This window comes from Pseudoalteromonas sp. S16_S37, assembly GCF_014694405.1.
GTDB lineage: Bacteria > Pseudomonadota > Gammaproteobacteria > Enterobacterales > Alteromonadaceae > Pseudoalteromonas.
The window spans coordinates 80039-97555 of sequence record NZ_JAAUWV010000002.1 but is presented as its reverse complement, the minus strand read 5'-3'; the positions used below and the strand labels follow the sequence as shown (position 1 = coordinate 97555).

The following is a 17517-nucleotide window of genomic DNA, read 5'->3' as shown; positions in this document are numbered from 1 at the left end:
GGTTTTAGGTTATGAAGTCGGATAAGAAAATAGCAGTTGTAACAGGGGCTCTTGGAGGAATTGGTACTGCCATTGTAGGTAGTTTTCTTAGTGATGGAGTGGTTGTAATTGCTACTATTAGACTAGGAACTTTAGAGCGTGCAACAGACTGGAAAAAAACACGATTTGACAACAATGAGGACCTATACCTATTGGAAGTAGATGTTGCTGACTATACAAGTTGCGAACAGTTAATCGCCCAAGTTAAAGAGCAGTTTGGTCGTTTAGATATTTTAGTGAATAACGCGGGTATTACTCGAGACTCTTCTATTAAAAAGATGTCGTTTGAGCAGTGGAATGAAGTTCTCAATACAAATTTAACAGGCTGTTTTAATATGAGCAAATCGGCTTTCATCCTAATGCTTGAAAATAACTATGGGCGGATAATAAATATTTCTTCGGTTAATGGGCAGAAAGGTCAGTTTGGACAAGTCAATTACTCTGCTTCTAAATCTGGAATCTATGGGTTAACAAAATCTTTAGCATTAGAGGGAGCTCGTAAAGGTATTACTGTTAACTCGATCTCACCAGGATATATAAGAACTGAGATGACAAGCAAAATACCTCCTAATATATTAGATGCAATCATCAGTGAAATACCCGTTGGACGAATGGGAGAGCCTGAGGAAGTCGCAGACACAGTGCGTTTCCTTGCATCTGAAAAATCAGCATTTATCACTGGAAGTAATTTGGCCATGAATGGTGGCCAGCATTTGTATTAGGAGTACCGATCATGGCTGCAAAGTTAAGTAAACCGATCACGTTAAATGAAGTTTGTCAATTGCTGGGTCTTAGCTTGGACGAAGATGGTGAGCAACAAATTGAGTTTATCTCAGACTCGAATGTAGGTGGTTACAACAGTATATGCGATTACGTTAAGGGTCAGTTGCCAGCTAAAGGTACTGTCTTAATTACGCCTCAAGCTGTTGAAGGCTATACGTGCTTGCTAGCAGAAAACCCAACTGTGAGGTTGATTAAGTTAATTAACTATGTTGAGTTAGAGCACGGTTTTGAAGTGCTTTGTGAGTCACCTAAGTATGGTGAAAACGTAAGGATAGGTAAGAACACTGTAATTGAAAATGGTGTTGTCATAGGTAGTAATACAGTAATTGAGCATAATGTTGTTATCCATACAGGAACGGTGATTGGGGCGCATTGTGTTATTCGTTCTGGTGCTACAATCGGTGGTGAAGGTTATGGCTTTGTTCAAGATGATGAATTCATATTGCGTCAGCCATTTATTGGAGGCGTTCGTTTAGGTGATAGAGTTGAAGTTGGTTATAATTGCGCCATCGTAAGAGGGGCAGTTGAAGATACAGTGCTTGAAGATGATGTAAAGCTAGATAATCTCGTACATATTGCTCATGATGTGAATATTGGTAAAGGATCTACTATAACCGCCGGAGTCTCATTTTGTGGTTATGTTTGTGTTGGTGAAAATACAAGAATTGCACCAAATGCAACTATTAAGCAGCGTATTAATATTGGCAGTAATGCGCTAGTAGGTTTAGGGGCTGTTGTAACAAAAAACGTTGGCAATAACGAGATTGTTGCAGGTAATCCTGCAAAAGTATTGAGAACACAGAAGAATTAATCTAATGCAATTTATAGATTTAGCTGCGCAATATCAGCACTTAAAAGAAAAAATAGACACTCGAATTCAAACTGTTTTAGACCATGGTCATTATATCATGGGTCCTGAAGTGCAAGAGCTAGAGCAGCGGTTATCAGAATATGTCGGTGTTAAACACACTATAAGTTGTGCAAATGGAACAGACGCACTGACTTTGGCCTTAATGGTGTTAGGTGTCAAAGAAGGTGATGCGGTTTTTTGCCCGACATTTACTTTCTTCGCAACGGCAGAAACGATTGCTTATGAGGGGGCAACTCCAGTATTTGTTGATTCTAACAAAGATACATTCAACATCTGCCCAAACGATTTAGATAAGCGTATTGGAGCTGTAATCGCAGAAGGTAAATTAAAACCGAAAGCGATTATCGCAGTCGATTTATTTGGTTTACCAGCAGACTACCCAGCACTTAGAAAAATTGCAGATAAATATGATTTAAAAATCATTGAAGATGCAGCGCAGGGTTTTGGTGGCGAAATTAATGGTAAGCGAGCAGGGTCATTTGGTGATATTGCAACAACCAGTTTCTTCCCAGCTAAGCCATTAGGGTGTTATGGTGATGGTGGTGCGATTTTTACCGATAATGATGATTATGCAAATCTCCTTGAGTCACTTCGCGTACACGGTAAAGGTAAAGATAAATACGACAACGTGCGTATTGGTATGAATTCGCGCCTAGACACCATTCAGGCTGCAGTTTTACTTGAAAAGCTAGCCGCCTTCCCGCAAGAGTTGGTTAATCGCAACAAAGCAGCAGTAAAGTACACAGCAGAATTAAAAGACACGTACAAAACACCCGTTGTCCCAGAGGGCTATGTTAGCTCTTGGGCACAATATACATTGACGGTGTCAGACCGAGATGCAGAAATGGCGAAATATAAAGCCCAAGGTATTCCGACCATGGTCTACTACGGTACGTGTATGCATCAACAAACCGCATTTAAAGCGCTAGGTTATCAAGAAGGTGACTACCCGATAGCAGAGCGTTTAGCAATTTCAGTTTTTAGTTTACCGATGCACCCTTATATGGTAAGTGAGGATTTTGGCAAAGTTGTGCGTGCTGTTATTAGTGGTAATTAATATAATTATATGTACTCTCTTTTCAGGATGAATAACTAGATGTTGTCCAAGTTGTTAGTCAGAGAAAATACAACAAGAAATATATTGACTTTAATTTCTGGTACTACAATTGCTCAGGTTCTTCCTATCATTGCAGCTCCATTATTGACACGTCTTTATACACCAGCAGAGTTTGGTTTATTTGCTTCCTTGTTTGCTTTTGCAATGATTTTGTCAGGTTTAGTTACTTGGAGGTACGAACTAACAATTCTTCTTCCGAAAAGTAATAAAAGTGCTTTTTTGATTTTACGCTTGTGTTTTTTTTTAGTGATATGCACAAGTATTTTATGTGCAGCCTTAATTTTTTTATTTAGCTTTGGGATTAAGAGTACTCTAGGTGAGGATTATTCATTGGGTGTACTTATAATCGTCCCAATGTGTGTTTGCTTAGTGGGGTTGTACCAATCGCTATATTATTGGTTTAATAGAGTTTGTTGCTACTCTTTGTTAGCGAAAAGTAGAGTTTTAATTGGCCTTTCCATGGTGGCGACTCAGTGTTTATTTGGGTATTTTGAAATAAATAAGCTTGGCTTAATTCTTGGTTTCGCAATTGGACAGGCAGTAGGGGTGCTGTATTTGCTTAACTCCGTGCAGCTTTCTGATAATTTTAGTTTTAATAGTAGTAAAGCAAGAATTTATGTTTTGGCTAAACGATACATAAATTTCCCCCGTTTCTTGATGCTTGCACATGTAGTAAATACTACAGCTATTCAGTTGCCAAATATCTTATTGAGTTCTTTCTTTGGAACAAGGTACTCAGGGTTCTACATCTTGCTCCAAAGAGTTGTAGGTTCTCCTATTTCCATATTGGGAGGTGCTATAGGTGATGTTTTTCGACAAAAGGCTGGTGAGCAATACAGCACAAATAAATGTTGCGACATAATCTTTATAAGCACACTAAAAAAACTCATTTTAGTCTCTATCCTCCCATTTGGTCTGCTGTATGCGTTTTCACCATACATGTTCGGAGTTATTTTTGGAGAAGAGTGGTCTAAAGCGGGAGATTATGTAAGGTTATTGACACCTTTCTTCTTTTCACAGTTTGTATTTAGCCCTTTAAGTTTTATGTTTTTTGTTGCCGAAAAAGAAAAGCAAAACTTGCTTTGGCAGGTAACATTTTTGTGCGTAACGTTAACTTCGTTTTTCATTGGTAACGAATATGGTAATGATGAGCTGGCTTTGAGCCTGTTCAGCTTAGCTGGGATGTGTATGTATACTATTTCTGGTTATATGTCATGGCGTTATTCAAAAGGGAATTAGTTATGAGTTACGCAATGTGGGTTTTAATTTTATAATTATTGGTGAGTTAATATGTTATTGTCTGTCGTTGTCGCTGTTAAAAATGAACAAATACATGTTGAAGAGGCCTTACTAAGTATACTTGGTCAAAAAGGGGTTAATTTTGAACTTATTGTAGTAGACGACGGTTCAAATGATAATACTTTTGAAATCTTGCAGAGCTTACAAAAACAATATGATTTTTATCTAACGAAAAACCCAAAAGCAGGAAAACCTTCTGCTTTTAACTTGGGCATTTCCTTAGCCAAAGGTGACTATGTGTGCATGTTTGCAGGGGATGATGTAATGCCAGAAGGAAGTTTAGAAAAACGTATTGATTCAATATCTCATTGTAATGATGAGCCAACTGTAGGTTTATCTAAATTGCAGATACTTTCAGAAAATAAGAAATTAAATGGAGCTGTAATACCGAATAAACCAGGTGTGGGTGGTTTTACAGGCTCTTCGTATATGATGAATCGAAAAGCTGTTGAGTTGATATTTCCTATTCCGGAGTCTTTACCAAATGAAGATACTTGGATGGAGGTTGCAATTCGCTACTTATCTGATCAGAAATGGAATTTAGTACATACAGATATTATAAGTAATAATTGGAGAGTGCATAGCGGAAATAGTATTAGTCATCAAATGGATTTTGATACTTACAATGAAAAATTTTCTTCTCGTTATAAAGCGCATGAGTTATTTTATGATAGTCGTTTTGATGAAATGTCAGTTTCTGCGCGAACAGAATTAAAAAAACGTGTTGAATGTGAGAGCTTTCGATTGAACAAACAGTTTTTCAGAATTTTGTTTTCGCAAGTTACTTTAGTCGAGAAACTTAGGGCTGTTTCTAACTATAACAACTTTTTTTATACTCTAAGAAGTCGTTTCTTCTTACTATTTTCAGGTTGGTAGTTCGATGACTTCAAAAATGGCTAAATTACAAGGTTATTCATTGGGTTTGTTGGTGACAGCTCCCGTTTGGCCTGTATTTTTAGTCAATGTTAGTATTTATATATATGCAGTGATAGCTCTAACTTATTTATTTACATGTTTATGGAGACTACCTAGCGTCAGAATAAGTCGCACACACTTAATTGCCTATGTATGTGCATTTTCTAGCTTGTTCTTTTTGTGCTTCGAACCTATGTTTGGATTAGTTGAGCATGATGTTATGACAAGCTTTATATTTATCTTTATAGCTGTAATTTTTTATCTAACCTCTTCTTTTTTTCCTTATGAAGTGTTACTTGTCAAGTTCAAAGATGCTGTGCTAACAGTGTCTTTTATTTTGTCAATACTCATTATTATTGGGCAACTAATTGATGGTGATTATAGAATATTTTGGACGGCAGATAATTATCTTGCAGTTGGCCTTGTTCTTGGTTTTTCTTTTTCCCTTTTAGCAAATGATTTATTTTGTCGAAATGTTGGTTTAATAAAAAAGTTAATGATATGTGTTGTATTTTTAGGTGTTGTATTTAGCTTGTCGAGAGGGACTTTAATGTTTGCCTCTTTGATATTAATAGTTAATTTTATTTCTTATTCTTCTAACCTACGCGCTTACTCTTATTATAAAGCTTTAGCTGGAAAGTTCTTTATTCCATTTATTTTATTACCCCTTATATTTGCCTTGAGTATAATGCTATTACCTGAAAGGACAGTTGACAGGTTGGTAGGTATTACTGATATGAATCAAGAGGGAACGGGGGTGGGTATAAGAATGGTTATTTGGAAAAATTGGTGGCAAGAATTTCTTCGGGCACCAATATTTGGGCATGGTCTTGGTTATAGTTTGATAGACCCAGCTTTACACCCTCATAATTTATTCCTGCAGGTTGCTGTTGATGGCGGATGTGTATCATTAATTTTTTTCTCAGGTTTTTTACTTCTACCTATTTATGTATATTACAAAGGTTTAAGCAATGAGCATACTTCAAGGGATAAGGATTTAAAAGGTTTGTTTTTTGGTTACATATATCTACTGCTTGAATACACAAGAAGTTATGATGTCTATACGGGCAGGGCTGTGTTTGTATTAGCTGGTTTACTTTTGGCTTTTTCTATTTTTTATAAAAAAAGTTCTCCGAACTCCCACAGAGAAAAAATAAATTAAAATTACTCGAATTCAACTTATAGATTGGTATTAATATGTGTGGAATTTTTTCTGCCAGTGTAAACAAAAAATCTTCTCAAAACATTCAGGTAGCTGTAGAGGCAATAAGTCATCGTGGTCCGGACGGTTTCGGTGTATTTGAAACAATTAAAGGGGACTGCATACAAGCTCATACAAGACTTTCAATACTCGATACATCTAGTAACGGTCACCAGCCGATGTTTAGTAAAGATAATTTATTTTCTGTGGTTTTTAATGGGGAAATATATAACTTTCAAGAGCTGAAGAAATATTTAGAAATTAATTACCCACAGTTACAGTGGAGTTCTAACTCCGATACAGAGGTTTTAATTGAAGGCTTCGCAAGAGAAGGTGAGAAATTTCTAAATAAATTAAATGGTATTTTTTCCATATGTATTTATGACTTCGTTAACAGTGAGCTAACTGTTCTAAGAGACCCGTTGGCTGTTAAACCATTATTTTATATAGAAACTAATACCGGTTTTTATTTTAGCTCAGAGCTTTCTAGTCTTGTTACTTTGCATCAAGATTCGCTTTCGTTACGTAAGCAATCTTTTTACGAACAGTTAGCTTTTATGTTCATTCCAGAGCCACACACGTACTTTAATGAAATCAAAAAGCTTACACCCGGTGTAATGCATAAGTTTTCACATGGAAAATTAATAGAAACAAAACCGTTGTTTTCAGATTTACTTTACAGTAAACCCTCTAAGTCTAATTATGACGAACTGTGTCAAGAATTTGATTTGCTTCTAAATAAAGCAATTAAACGTCAATTGGTTTCGGATGTACCTGTATCTGTTATGTTGAGCGGTGGTCTTGATTCATCTTGTATTGCTCAGCTTGCAATTAATAATGGTGCTATTTTACAGTCAGCATATACAATTGCTACTGAAGAGAAAGATAATCAATTAGACATGCAAGAAAGTGATATCAAGTACGCTAAATTGATGGCCGATAGACTTGGCATTGAACTTGTAGAAATGACAGCCAAAGATGACTTTGTAAACTTATTACCAGAAATGATTAGGTATTTTGAAGATGGCATTTCGGACCCTGCTGCTATAAATATGTATTTAATATCTGAAAGGGCTCGAGCAGATGGGGTGAAAGTATTATTGACTGGTCAAGGTGCAGATGAATATTTGGCTGGTTACAGGCGTCATCAAATGGGAATCGCGATTAGTAAAATACCGCAATTTTCTGCTGGTTTTTTTAAGGCGCTTGACTCAATTCTACCAGCCACAATTAAAGGTAAATTCAATAGCAAATATCGTCGTGTAAAAAGAGCATTGTCGGTTTTATCTAAATCAAAAAGTGAAAAAGTATTTTCACTTTACTCTTGGGCTGATGCACAGTATTTATACAATATATTTAACAATTCAGAACAACTAAAGAGTTACTCAGATTTCTTAAATGACTTTATGTCTAAGTCTACTTGCAATACTATTGGCGGTACTTTGTTAGAGTTAGACAAAGCTTATGATCTGACTTCATTAAATTTGGTTTATTCAGATAGGATGAGTATGGCAAATGGTGTTGAAGCTAGGGTTCCTTTACTAGATTTTGAATTAGTTAGCTTTATGAATAGATTACCATATGAAACCAAACTTAACAAAAATGTTACAAAGTCTATTTTTAAGAAAGTAATGGAAAAGCATCTGCCAAATGAAGTTATTTATCGAGAAAAGTCTGGTTTCGGCTTACCTTTAAGAGCATGGCTCTTAAAGCGTATTGAACTAGTTGAGGCTTATTTATCGTCTGATTCTATAGAAAAATTTGGCTTATTTGATAGTAAGAAAATATCTGAAATATTACTTGAGCAACAGACAGGTAAGAAAGACCGTTCTAATTTAATTTTTTCTTTGTTATGTATTCATTTATTGTTTTCGAGTGATTTGTATCAGAGGTATAACTTTAAATAGATAGGTTACGTTTCCTTAAACTGTAGTTAGAAAATAGCTGATCTTGCTTTTATTTAAGAAGCGCTACATAAAAAGTAGTTATTATTTATATTATTAAGCACTTGATTTATAAGGCTGTAGCGTGTAGAGGCAATTAACTAGAACATAGCTAATAGATAAGGCGAAATTGTATTGGGGTGTACTTAACTAAAGGCTACATTTTGTATTTACTGAAGTACATACAATTAGCGAATATAGCTTGACTTGAGTTTTATTACTTAAAGCTATTTTTATTAAGACTAAATTTTTAATCTTGGGTATTAACGGATGCATCAAATTTGTACTAACTGCGTAATGGACACAACGGATTCGAAAATTACTTTTGATGAGAATGGAGTATGCGATCATTGTACGACATTTTATAATGATATTAAGCCTAATTGGCACACGGATGAAAAGGGTTGGGCAGAGATAACAAAAATCGCAGCCGATATTAAAAAGGAAGGTGAAGGTAAAGAGTTTGATTGCATTATAGGTATGAGTGGTGGTATTGACAGCTCATACCTTGTTTATTTAGCAAAAGAGAAACTAGGTTTAAGACCATTGGTTTTTCATGTTGATGCTGGCTGGAATTCTCAGCAGGCTGTTCACAATATTGAGCAAATAGTAGATCGCCTTGGTTTAGATCTTTATACAGAAGTTATTGATTGGGAAGAAATGAAAGACTTGCAGCTTTCTTTCTTTAAAGCAGGTGTTTCTCATACAGACACGCCGCAAGACCATGCATTTTTTGCGACGATGTACAAGTTTGCTTCGAAGCATAAAATTAAACATATTTTAACAGGCGGTAACTACTCAACTGAGTGTATCCGCAATCCACTAGAGTGGATGTATTTCCAGTCAGACTCTCGTCAGATTAAAGATATTCAAAAGAAGTTTGGTACAAAGAAACTGAAGAACTTCCCATTAACAAATATCTTATGGCACAAAATTTACTTGCCATATATCAAAGGGATTAAGTTATATAGACCACTTGACTTTATGCCTTATGACAAAGAGGAAGCAACGCAGTTTTTAGTTGATAATTACGGTTATCAGCGTTACGCACAAAAACACTTTGAGTCTCGCTTTACACGTTTCTATGAGGCTTATTGGCTATATAAGAAGTTTGGTTATGATACTCGCAAAGTACAGTACTCCAGCTTGATCGTTACAGGTCAAATGACGCGTGAAGATGCGTTGGAAAGGCTCAAAAAGCCACCTTATGATCCAGAGACTATCGATGATGATTTCAACTACATTGCCAACAAGCTTGGCATCACCACTGAAGAACTAAGAGGTTATTTGGAAGCGCCTAACAAAACCTACAAAGATTATAAGAACCAGCAATCTATTTATGATTTAGGTGCAAAGGTAATGAGAAAGCTTGGCCTTGAAAAGGGCGGGAAAAGATGATCGCAATAGTTGATTATGGCTCGGGTAATATACAAGCTATTCAAAATATATTTACCAAGTTAAAAATTGACACTTTTTTTGCAAGTACGCCAGAAGAGTTGCAAAGAGCCGATAAAATTATATTGCCTGGTGTTGGCGCTTTTGATGAGGCAATGACACAACTAGAAAAGTCAGGGATGAGAGCAGCGCTGGATCATTTTGCAATGGTCGAAAAAAAACCTGTTTTAGGTATTTGTGTTGGTTTACAAGTTATGGCTAAAAACAGTGATGAAGGTAAGTTACCTGGGCTTGGTTGGTTTGATGCTTCGGTTAAGAAGTTCGATGAATCAAAAATACCTTTTAAGCCTAAACTTCCACATATGGGCTGGAATGAAATAGTACCACAGCAATCACACTCATTGTTGAATAACATAGATTGTGAGAAAGGGTTTTATTTTATTCATTCATATTACTTTGAGGCTCATGATCCAAATGATGTGTTTATTAAAGCTCATTATGGTGACGATTTTTGTTGTGCAGTGAGAAAAGACAACATTTTCGGTTTCCAATTTCACCCTGAGAAAAGCCACTCAAACGGAATCAACCTATTTAAGAATTTTGCCGAGTTTTCAGTATGCTAAGATCAAGAGTATCCCCATGTTTGCTCGTTCACAATAAAGGACTTGTTAAAACAGTAAAATTTAAAGATGCTAAATATGTTGGCGATCCTATTAATGCAGTAAAAATCTTCAATGAAAAAGAGGTTGATGAGCTGATTGTGTTAGACATTGATGCAACAGTCGAAAACAAGTCTCCCGACTATCAAATGATTAAGCACCTCGCCAATGAGAGTCGTATGCCATTGTGTTACGGAGGAGGAATAAAAACACCTCAACAAGCGCAAGAAATTATTAAACTAGGTGTCGAGAAAGTTGCCATTTCAAGTCAAGCCTTAAGTAACCCATCAGTTCTTAAAGAAATGGCTGATATTATAGGCAAGCAAAGTGTTGTTGTGGTTTTAGATGTAAAAAAAACACTTTTTGGCAGTTATGAAATATATACACATAACGGTAAGAACAAAGTCAAAAAGAAATTAGAGCAAGTTATATCTGAATTAGAAGAGATTGGAGTTGGTGAGTTAGTCATTAATTCAATTGATCAAGATGGAATGATGAAAGGCTACGATATGAAGTTGGCCGAAAAAGTGCGAGATCTAGCAAGTGTTCCTCTCACTATATTGGGCGGAGCTGGCTCTTCAGAAGATATATTAAATCTGATTGAAAAGTTTAAAGTGATCGGAGCTTCTGCAGGGAGTCTTTTTGTCTTTAAAGGTGTATACAAAGCGGTACTTATTAATTATTTGACTCAAGATGCTCTCACTAAGATAAGAAAGATCGCGCGTTCACAATTAGGAAAGTAAGATGAAACAAATTCTACAGGATATGGCGAAAGGCGGCTCATCAATTGTTCAGGCGCCTGCTCCTAAAGCAATTAAGAACCATGTTGTCATTGATACCACTACAACACTCATCTCTGCAGGTACAGAGAGAATGCTTGTGGATTTTGGTAAGGCAAATTTAATAGATAAAGCCCGTTCTCAGCCTGATAAAGTTAAAATGGTGCTCGAGAAAGTTCAAACAGATGGACTTATGACCACGGTTGATGCTGTGAAATCTAAGTTGGCCCAACCATTACCGTTGGGATATTGTAATGTAGGTGTTGTAGAGCAAGTTGGCAGTGGCGTAGATACATTTAAAGTTGGGGATCGTGTTGTTTCGAATGGTCCTCATGCTGATGTGGTGCGAGTCTCTAAAAATCTTGTTGCAAAAATCCCTGAGAATGTTTCTGACGAAGAGGCTGCGTTTACGGTTGTAGCCAGTATAGGTTTACAAGGTATACGTCTTGCCAACCCTACTATGGGTGAATCATTTGTTGTTACTGGTGTTGGACTTATAGGCTTGCTAACTGTACAAATGCTTCGTGCTCAAGGTTGCAGAGTACTTGCTATTGACTTTGATCAGACTAAGCTTGATATGGCAAAAGAGTTTGGGGCGGAAATTTGTAACCCTGGCCGAGGTGAAGATCCTGTCGCAGCTGGTATGGCATTTAGCCGTGGTAATGGTATTGATGGTGTCATTATTACTGCATCAACAAAATCGAATGATCCAGTCACTCAAGCTGCTAGAATGAGTCGCAAACGTGGTCGTATTATTTTGGTGGGCGTAACTGGTTTAGAGCTTAGTCGCGCCGACTTTTATGAAAAAGAGCTTACTTTCCAAGTATCGTGTTCTTATGGACCTGGTCGTTATGATCCTAATTATGAAGATAAAGGTAATGATTATCCATTGCCTTTTGTTAGGTGGACGGAGCAAAGAAACTTTGAAGCTATTCTAGACATGATGGCTGGTGGGCAGCTTAACGTAAAGCAGCTTATCACGCATCGGATTCTGTTTGAAAACGCGACAGAAGCTTACGATTTACTTACGAGTGACAAGTCTGCACTGGGTATCCTTTTACAGTATAGTTCGCCTTTAGAGTCTCGACACACTTCAAAAGTAACACTTAATCCTGAAGTCGAATATAAACCTGGAGAACCAGTTATAGGCTTTGTAGGAGCTGGCAACTATGCGTCACGGGTTTTAATCCCTGCGTTTAAAAATGCGGGTGCACAGCTCCATAGTATTTCTACTTCAGGCGGTATAAATGGTGTTATTCATGGCAATCAAGCAGGCTTCAAAGAGGCAACTACAGATACAGACGCTTTAATTGAGAGTGACGAAGTAAATACAATTGCTATTGTCACACGTCATAATAGCCATGCGCATTTTGTGAAGCAGTCATTAAATGCTGGGAAGAATGTTTTCGTAGAAAAGCCTCTTGCGATCACTCATGATGAACTTGAAGAAGTAAAATCAGCTTACGAAGAAGCATCTCAATCAGCCAATCCTCCAAAGTTAATGGTTGGTTTTAATCGCCGTTTCGCGCCTCAAATACAAAAAATGAAGTCATTAATTGATCCTATAAAGGGGCCTAAGTCATTCATTATGACTATGAATGCAGGTGGCATTCCAGCTGATCATTGGACTCAAGATATTGCTGTTGGCGGCGGGCGAATTATTGGTGAAGCATGTCACTTCGTCGACTTAATGCGTTTTCTTGTTGGTAGTGAAATTGTGTCTGTACAAGCGCGTAGAATGGGTGATAGTGATGCGGTAGACATCACGGAAGACAAAGCCGCGATCATACTCGGATTCGCTGATGGCTCATTTGGTACAATTCACTATTATGCAAACGGTGCAGCAAGTTTCCCGAAAGAGAGGGTTGAAGTTTTTGCTGACGGTAAAGTTTTGCAATTAGATAACTTTGTAAAGTTAAAAGGCTTTGGCTTTAAAGGGTTTAAGAAAATGAACCTTTGGAAGCAAGATAAAGGTCAAAACCTTTGTTCGAAATTGTTTTTAGACTCTATCCGTGATGGCAAAAGTTCACCAATTGATATAAATGAGATTTTTGAAGTAGCAAAGATATCTATCGATATAGCCGAGCAACTTAGACAACAATGAGCGGCCAATTAGAAAGATTACTTAAGATATTTCACACAGTGAAATATCTTAAGTTTAAGCAGATATATTACAGAGTTTACTATCGATTTAGTGAACCAAAGTTTATCAAATGCTCCCAGCCAAGCAGTTCTGAATGGCAGTGGTCTGGTCCATTACTCAATAAGCAGAGCTTGTTTAGTATTACCGATGTTAAGTTTCTTAACAAAGCGGGGACGATTAAAACGCCTGCCGATTGGAATTGTGCAAGTAAGCCTAAGTTATGGTTATACAACTTACATTATTTCGATGACTTGAGCTCACAAGATGCGGCGAAGAGATACACTCTTCATAAAGACTTTATTGAAAAGTGGATTTCAGAAAACCCACCGTGTAGTGGAAATGGTTGGGAGCCTTACCCAATTTCTTTACGGTTGGTTAATTGGGTCAAATGGTGCAGTGTGCAGCCCGAAGCGACTCCTAAGTACCTTCAAAGTATGCTTGAACAAGCAAATGTGCTGATGCAGCAGTTAGAGTATCATATCCTTGGAAACCATTTATTTGCTAATGCGAAGGCATTGACCTTTGTTGGCGCTTATTTACAAGGAGAAAACTCTGGGAAGCTTTTAGCTAAAGGGATCAAGCTACTGAATGAGGAGCTTGATGAGCAGTTTTTATCTGATGGTGCACATTTTGAACTCTCCCCAATGTATCATGAAATCTTGCTGTGGGATTTACTTGAACTAATTGATTTAGCTATGACGAGTAAAAGAGTTGAGTTACTTGATTGTTTACCAAAGTGGACAGGTATAGCAAGAAAAGCCTTAAAATGGCTTTCTTCTATCATACATACAGATGGTGAAGTTAGTTTTTTTAATGACTCCTCTATTGGTATTGCGATGAAACCGCATCAAATTTTTGCTTACGCAAATAAACTTGAGCTAGCGCACACAGAAGTAAAAGGTCAATTAGTAACTAATAAAGCCAGTGGTTACAGCAGAGTTTCTCTTGCAAATTATTCCGTGATTTTTGATCATGCAAATGTTGGGCCTGATTATTTACCAGGTCATGCTCATGCGGATACATTGAGCTTTGAGCTATCGATAGGTGACCTGCGGGTTTTTGTAAACTCGGGTACATCTCTGTATGGTACAAGTCAAGAGCGGGTCAGGCAGCGTAAAACGGCTGCTCATAATACGGTATCTGTTTGTGGATTAGACTCTTCGCAAGTTTGGACGGGCTTTAGGGTAGCGAAGCGGGCGTATGCAAAATTAGAAAAATCCATAATTAACGAAAATAGTGTAAAGTTGGTCGCCAGTCACAATGGTTATTTGCAGCAAAGCCCGAAGGTTAAACATACACGTGAATTACAATGTTCTCTTGATAGTGTCATTATCAGAGATATGTTATCAAAACAGCTCCCGGCTTGTTTTCACTTGCATCTTCACCCCGATGTTGATGTCATTAAACTTTCAGAGAAAGAGCTTAAAATCACAAAAGATGATGAAGTGCTTTGCTTAATCAGTAGCTCAGAGCCGATTAATCTTAAAGAAAGTACTTGGCATCCTGAATTTGGTAAGTCCATTGCAAATAAAAAGATTGAGATAGAGTTTACAAACGGCACCTTAAGAACAGTAATTAAACAAATTAAGAGGGACTCGTGAGAATACTGGTTTTATCATTTTACTTTAAACCAGACTTATGCGCTGGCTCGTTTAGAACGACAGCTTTAGTGGAGCAGCTAAAGCAGCAAACTGGGGTAGAGGTCGATGTAGTCACAACAATGCCAAATCGATATGCTAGTTTTGAGGCTGGTGCAAAAGCTGAAGAGATTGACGGTAACATAAGAGTAAGGCGAATAGTTTTACCAACTCATGCAAGTGGTATGCTTGATCAAATAAAGTCTTTTAAAACCTTCTATCAGCAAGCTCTGAAATTAGTTAAAAATGAGGACTATGATTTAGTCTTTGCAACAAGCTCTAGATTGTTCACCGCGTTTTTAGGTGCGCAAGTGTCGAAAAAGAAGAAGGTACCTTTGTATCTCGATATAAGAGACATTTTTGTAGATTCTATTAAAGACGTTTTACCTTCTAAGGTTGTATTTTTTTTAAAGCCATTACTTTCGGCAATAGAAAAATATACTTTTTCTTCTGCAAAACATATTAACCTCGTGTCAAAAGGTTTTGATGAATACTTTAGAGTTCGATACTCGAAAGCTAATTATTCTTGGTTTACAAACGGAATAGATGATGAGTTTTTGGGGCTGCCAAGTCGGGAAAACGAAAACTTATCTCGAGAAAAAGCAAAGCGGATTGTCTATGCCGGTAATATTGGTGAAGGTCAGGGGCTGCATTCAATTTTGCCTAAATTTGCTAGTCAAGTAGGTAACAGTTATCACTTTAGCGTTATTGGTGATGGAGGAAGAAAACCACAGCTAACTGATAGTGTCACTGAGCTTGCTAATATTGAATTATTACCTCCAGTTAATAGGCATCAGCTAATAGAAGAGTACTTGAATGCTGATGTTCTTTTTCTACATTTAAATGACTATCCTGCGTTTGAAAAGGTACTACCGTCAAAAATATTTGAATATGCAGCGACAGGGAAGCCTATTTTGGCGGGTGTTTCTGGGTATGCTGCTGATTTTATTAAGTCGGAAGTGTCTAATGCAGAGGTTTTTTATCCGGGAGATGACCAAGGGGCACTGCAAGCATTAAATAAATTAAAGTTAGAGCACACCGATAGGGATGCTTTTATCAATAAATACACAAGAACCAACATAATGAAGGATATGAGTGACTCTATTGTCACTTTAAGGTAGTTTTATGGGGAACATTTTAATTACTGGATACTCAGGGTTTGTTGGTTGCCATCTTTTAAATGCTCTTGATTCGTTGGAGAGTGTTAATTTACTAGGGCGCTCTGTTCCCTCTGTGTGTAATAACTATTTGAAAGCAAATATAGATGCAACTACAAACTACACTCAAGTGTTAGATGAAGTAGAAGTTGTAATACATATCGCGGCTCGTGTTCATGTTATGAATGATGCTGCAGCTGATCCCTTAGAAGCTTTCAGAGAAGTTAATACACTAGGTACTTTGAACCTGGCAAAGCAGGCTGTAAAAGCTGGGGTAAAGCGGTTTATTTTTGTGAGTTCGGTGAAAGTAAATGGTGAAAGTACTTCAGCCCTAAAACCTTTTTGTGTTTCAGATAAACCAAAACCGGAAGATCCTTATGGCGTTTCTAAAGCTGAAGCTGAAATGCAACTTATGGCATTAGGTAAAGAAACGGGTATGGAAATTGTTATTATTCGACCTCCACTGGTATACGGTGAAGGGGTTAAAGCAAACTTCGCATCACTCATGAAGTTGGTAGGTAAAGGTTTACCGCTACCTTTTAGAGGTATTAGTAATAATAAACGAAGCTTAGTATCTGTTTATAATCTTGTTGACCTTATCAAGGTTTGTATTGATCATCCATCGGCTGCAAATCAGACGTTTTTAGTAAGCGACGACAATGATTTGTCAACTGCTGAAATGGTTGCGTTGATGGCAAAAGTACAAGGTAAAGCTAACTTGTCACTCCCTGTTCCTGTTTGTTGCTTTAATTTAGCTGGAAAGGTTTTTGGTAAGCAAAGTGTTGTTGATAGGCTCGTTGGGTCTTTGCAAGTAGATATTGAACACACAAAGAAAACGTTAAATTGGCAGCCGCCTTATTCTGTTGAAGATGGGTTTAAATTGTCGGCTAATCGAGCGTAATGGAACTTTTAAATGATTAGATTATTAGATTTTTTATTAGCCTTATTAGGCTTGATTGTGACATTTCCTTTTTTAGTCCTAATTTTTATCATTGGGCTTTTTGATACTGGATCGCCCATATTTACTCAAGAAAGAGTGGGTCGTAACAAAAAACCTTTTACTTTAGTAAAGTTTAGAACAATGAAGGTTGAAACTGCGTCAGTTGCAAGTCATTTAGCAAGTTCAGCTTCAATAACGCCTCTGGGTGGCTTTTTACGTAAAACTAAATTAGATGAGTTACCTCAGCTTTGGAATGTTTTAAAAGGTGAAATGAGTTTGGTCGGGCCTAGGCCGGGCTTGTTTAATCAAGAAGAGCTTACTACAGCGCGAGAAGCAAAGAATGTGTTTGATGTGCGTCCGGGAATAACAGGCCTTGCGCAGGTGAATGAAATCGATATGTCTACCCCTGAATTACTTGCGACAACAGACAGGAAAATGATTGATAGTTTGACTGTGGCTAATTATTTTAAATATATAGTAATGACGGTAACTGGTAGTGGTTCAGGAGATAGAGTTGGTAAACGCTAGTTTAAGATATTTTCTGTTTTAAGCTCAAGCTTCTTCATATTTTTCTCATACATTTTTGCTACTTTTGTGTATACTGCATTGTGTACTATGCTTTAGTTCGTCTGCGGTTTT

15 protein-coding genes are annotated in these 17517 nt (G+C 37.2%); all 15 read left to right on the top strand.

Annotation, left to right across the window (positions count from 1 at the left end; genetic code table 11):
* The first annotated feature begins 11 nt into the window (after window positions 1-11).
* Window positions 12-761, top strand: a complete 750-nt coding sequence (gene phbB, locus HC733_RS01435) for an acetoacetyl-CoA reductase (RefSeq protein WP_190363278.1) — start codon at window positions 12-14, stop codon at window positions 759-761.
* Window positions 762-772: 11 nt separating this feature from the next.
* Window positions 773-1633, top strand: coding sequence for a UDP-3-O-(3-hydroxymyristoyl)glucosamine N-acyltransferase (locus HC733_RS01430; RefSeq protein ID WP_190363277.1), 861 nt, complete (start codon window positions 773-775; stop codon window positions 1631-1633).
* A gap of 4 nt (window positions 1634-1637) precedes the next feature.
* Window positions 1638-2750 (top strand): DegT/DnrJ/EryC1/StrS family aminotransferase, encoded by a 1113-nt coding sequence (locus tag HC733_RS01425; RefSeq protein WP_190363276.1) that lies wholly within the window; start codon window positions 1638-1640, stop codon window positions 2748-2750.
* An 84-nt stretch (window positions 2751-2834) separates the two neighbouring features.
* A complete protein-coding gene (locus HC733_RS01420) occupies window positions 2835-4049 on the top strand; it encodes a lipopolysaccharide biosynthesis protein (protein WP_190363275.1) in 1215 nt (404 codons plus the stop codon).
* A gap of 51 nt (window positions 4050-4100) precedes the next feature.
* Window positions 4101-4985 (top strand): glycosyltransferase family 2 protein, encoded by an 885-nt coding sequence (locus HC733_RS01415; protein ID WP_190363274.1) that lies wholly within the window; start codon window positions 4101-4103, stop codon window positions 4983-4985.
* A gap of 4 nt (window positions 4986-4989) precedes the next feature.
* Entirely contained in the window at window positions 4990-6186 is a 1197-nt protein-coding gene (locus HC733_RS01410) for an O-antigen ligase family protein (RefSeq protein ID WP_190363273.1), read from the top strand.
* A gap of 35 nt (window positions 6187-6221) precedes the next feature.
* Entirely contained in the window at window positions 6222-8132 is a 1911-nt protein-coding gene (asnB, locus tag HC733_RS01405) for an asparagine synthase (glutamine-hydrolyzing) (RefSeq protein ID WP_190363272.1), read from the top strand.
* A 306-nt stretch (window positions 8133-8438) separates the two neighbouring features.
* Complete coding sequence (locus tag HC733_RS01400; protein WP_190363271.1) at window positions 8439-9566, top strand: N-acetyl sugar amidotransferase; 1128 nt, start codon at window positions 8439-8441, stop codon at window positions 9564-9566.
* Window positions 9563-10186 (top strand): imidazole glycerol phosphate synthase subunit HisH, encoded by a 624-nt coding sequence (hisH, locus tag HC733_RS01395; protein WP_190363270.1) that lies wholly within the window; start codon window positions 9563-9565, stop codon window positions 10184-10186. Before HC733_RS01400 ends, hisH begins: the two co-directional genes overlap by 4 nt.
* Window positions 10180-10965: an AglZ/HisF2 family acetamidino modification protein gene (locus tag HC733_RS01390; protein WP_190363269.1), complete on the top strand. Its 786-nt coding sequence runs from the start codon at window positions 10180-10182 to the stop codon at window positions 10963-10965. Before hisH ends, HC733_RS01390 begins: the two co-directional genes overlap by 7 nt.
* Before the next feature lies 1 nt (window position 10966).
* A complete protein-coding gene (locus HC733_RS01385; protein ID WP_190363268.1) occupies window positions 10967-13105 on the top strand; it encodes a bi-domain-containing oxidoreductase in 2139 nt (712 codons plus the stop codon).
* Window positions 13106-13275: 170 nt separating this feature from the next.
* A complete protein-coding gene (locus tag HC733_RS01380; protein ID WP_238937396.1) occupies window positions 13276-14745 on the top strand; it encodes a heparinase II/III family protein in 1470 nt (489 codons plus the stop codon).
* Complete coding sequence (locus HC733_RS01375) at window positions 14742-15902, top strand: glycosyltransferase (RefSeq protein WP_190363266.1); 1161 nt, start codon at window positions 14742-14744, stop codon at window positions 15900-15902. Before HC733_RS01380 ends, HC733_RS01375 begins: the two co-directional genes overlap by 4 nt.
* Window positions 15903-15906: 4 nt before the next feature.
* Window positions 15907-16839 (top strand): UDP-glucose 4-epimerase family protein, encoded by a 933-nt coding sequence (locus tag HC733_RS01370; protein ID WP_190363265.1) that lies wholly within the window; start codon window positions 15907-15909, stop codon window positions 16837-16839.
* Between the two features lie 12 nt (window positions 16840-16851).
* A complete protein-coding gene (locus HC733_RS01365; protein ID WP_190363264.1) occupies window positions 16852-17406 on the top strand; it encodes a sugar transferase in 555 nt (184 codons plus the stop codon).
* Window positions 17407-17517: the final 111 nt, after the last annotated feature.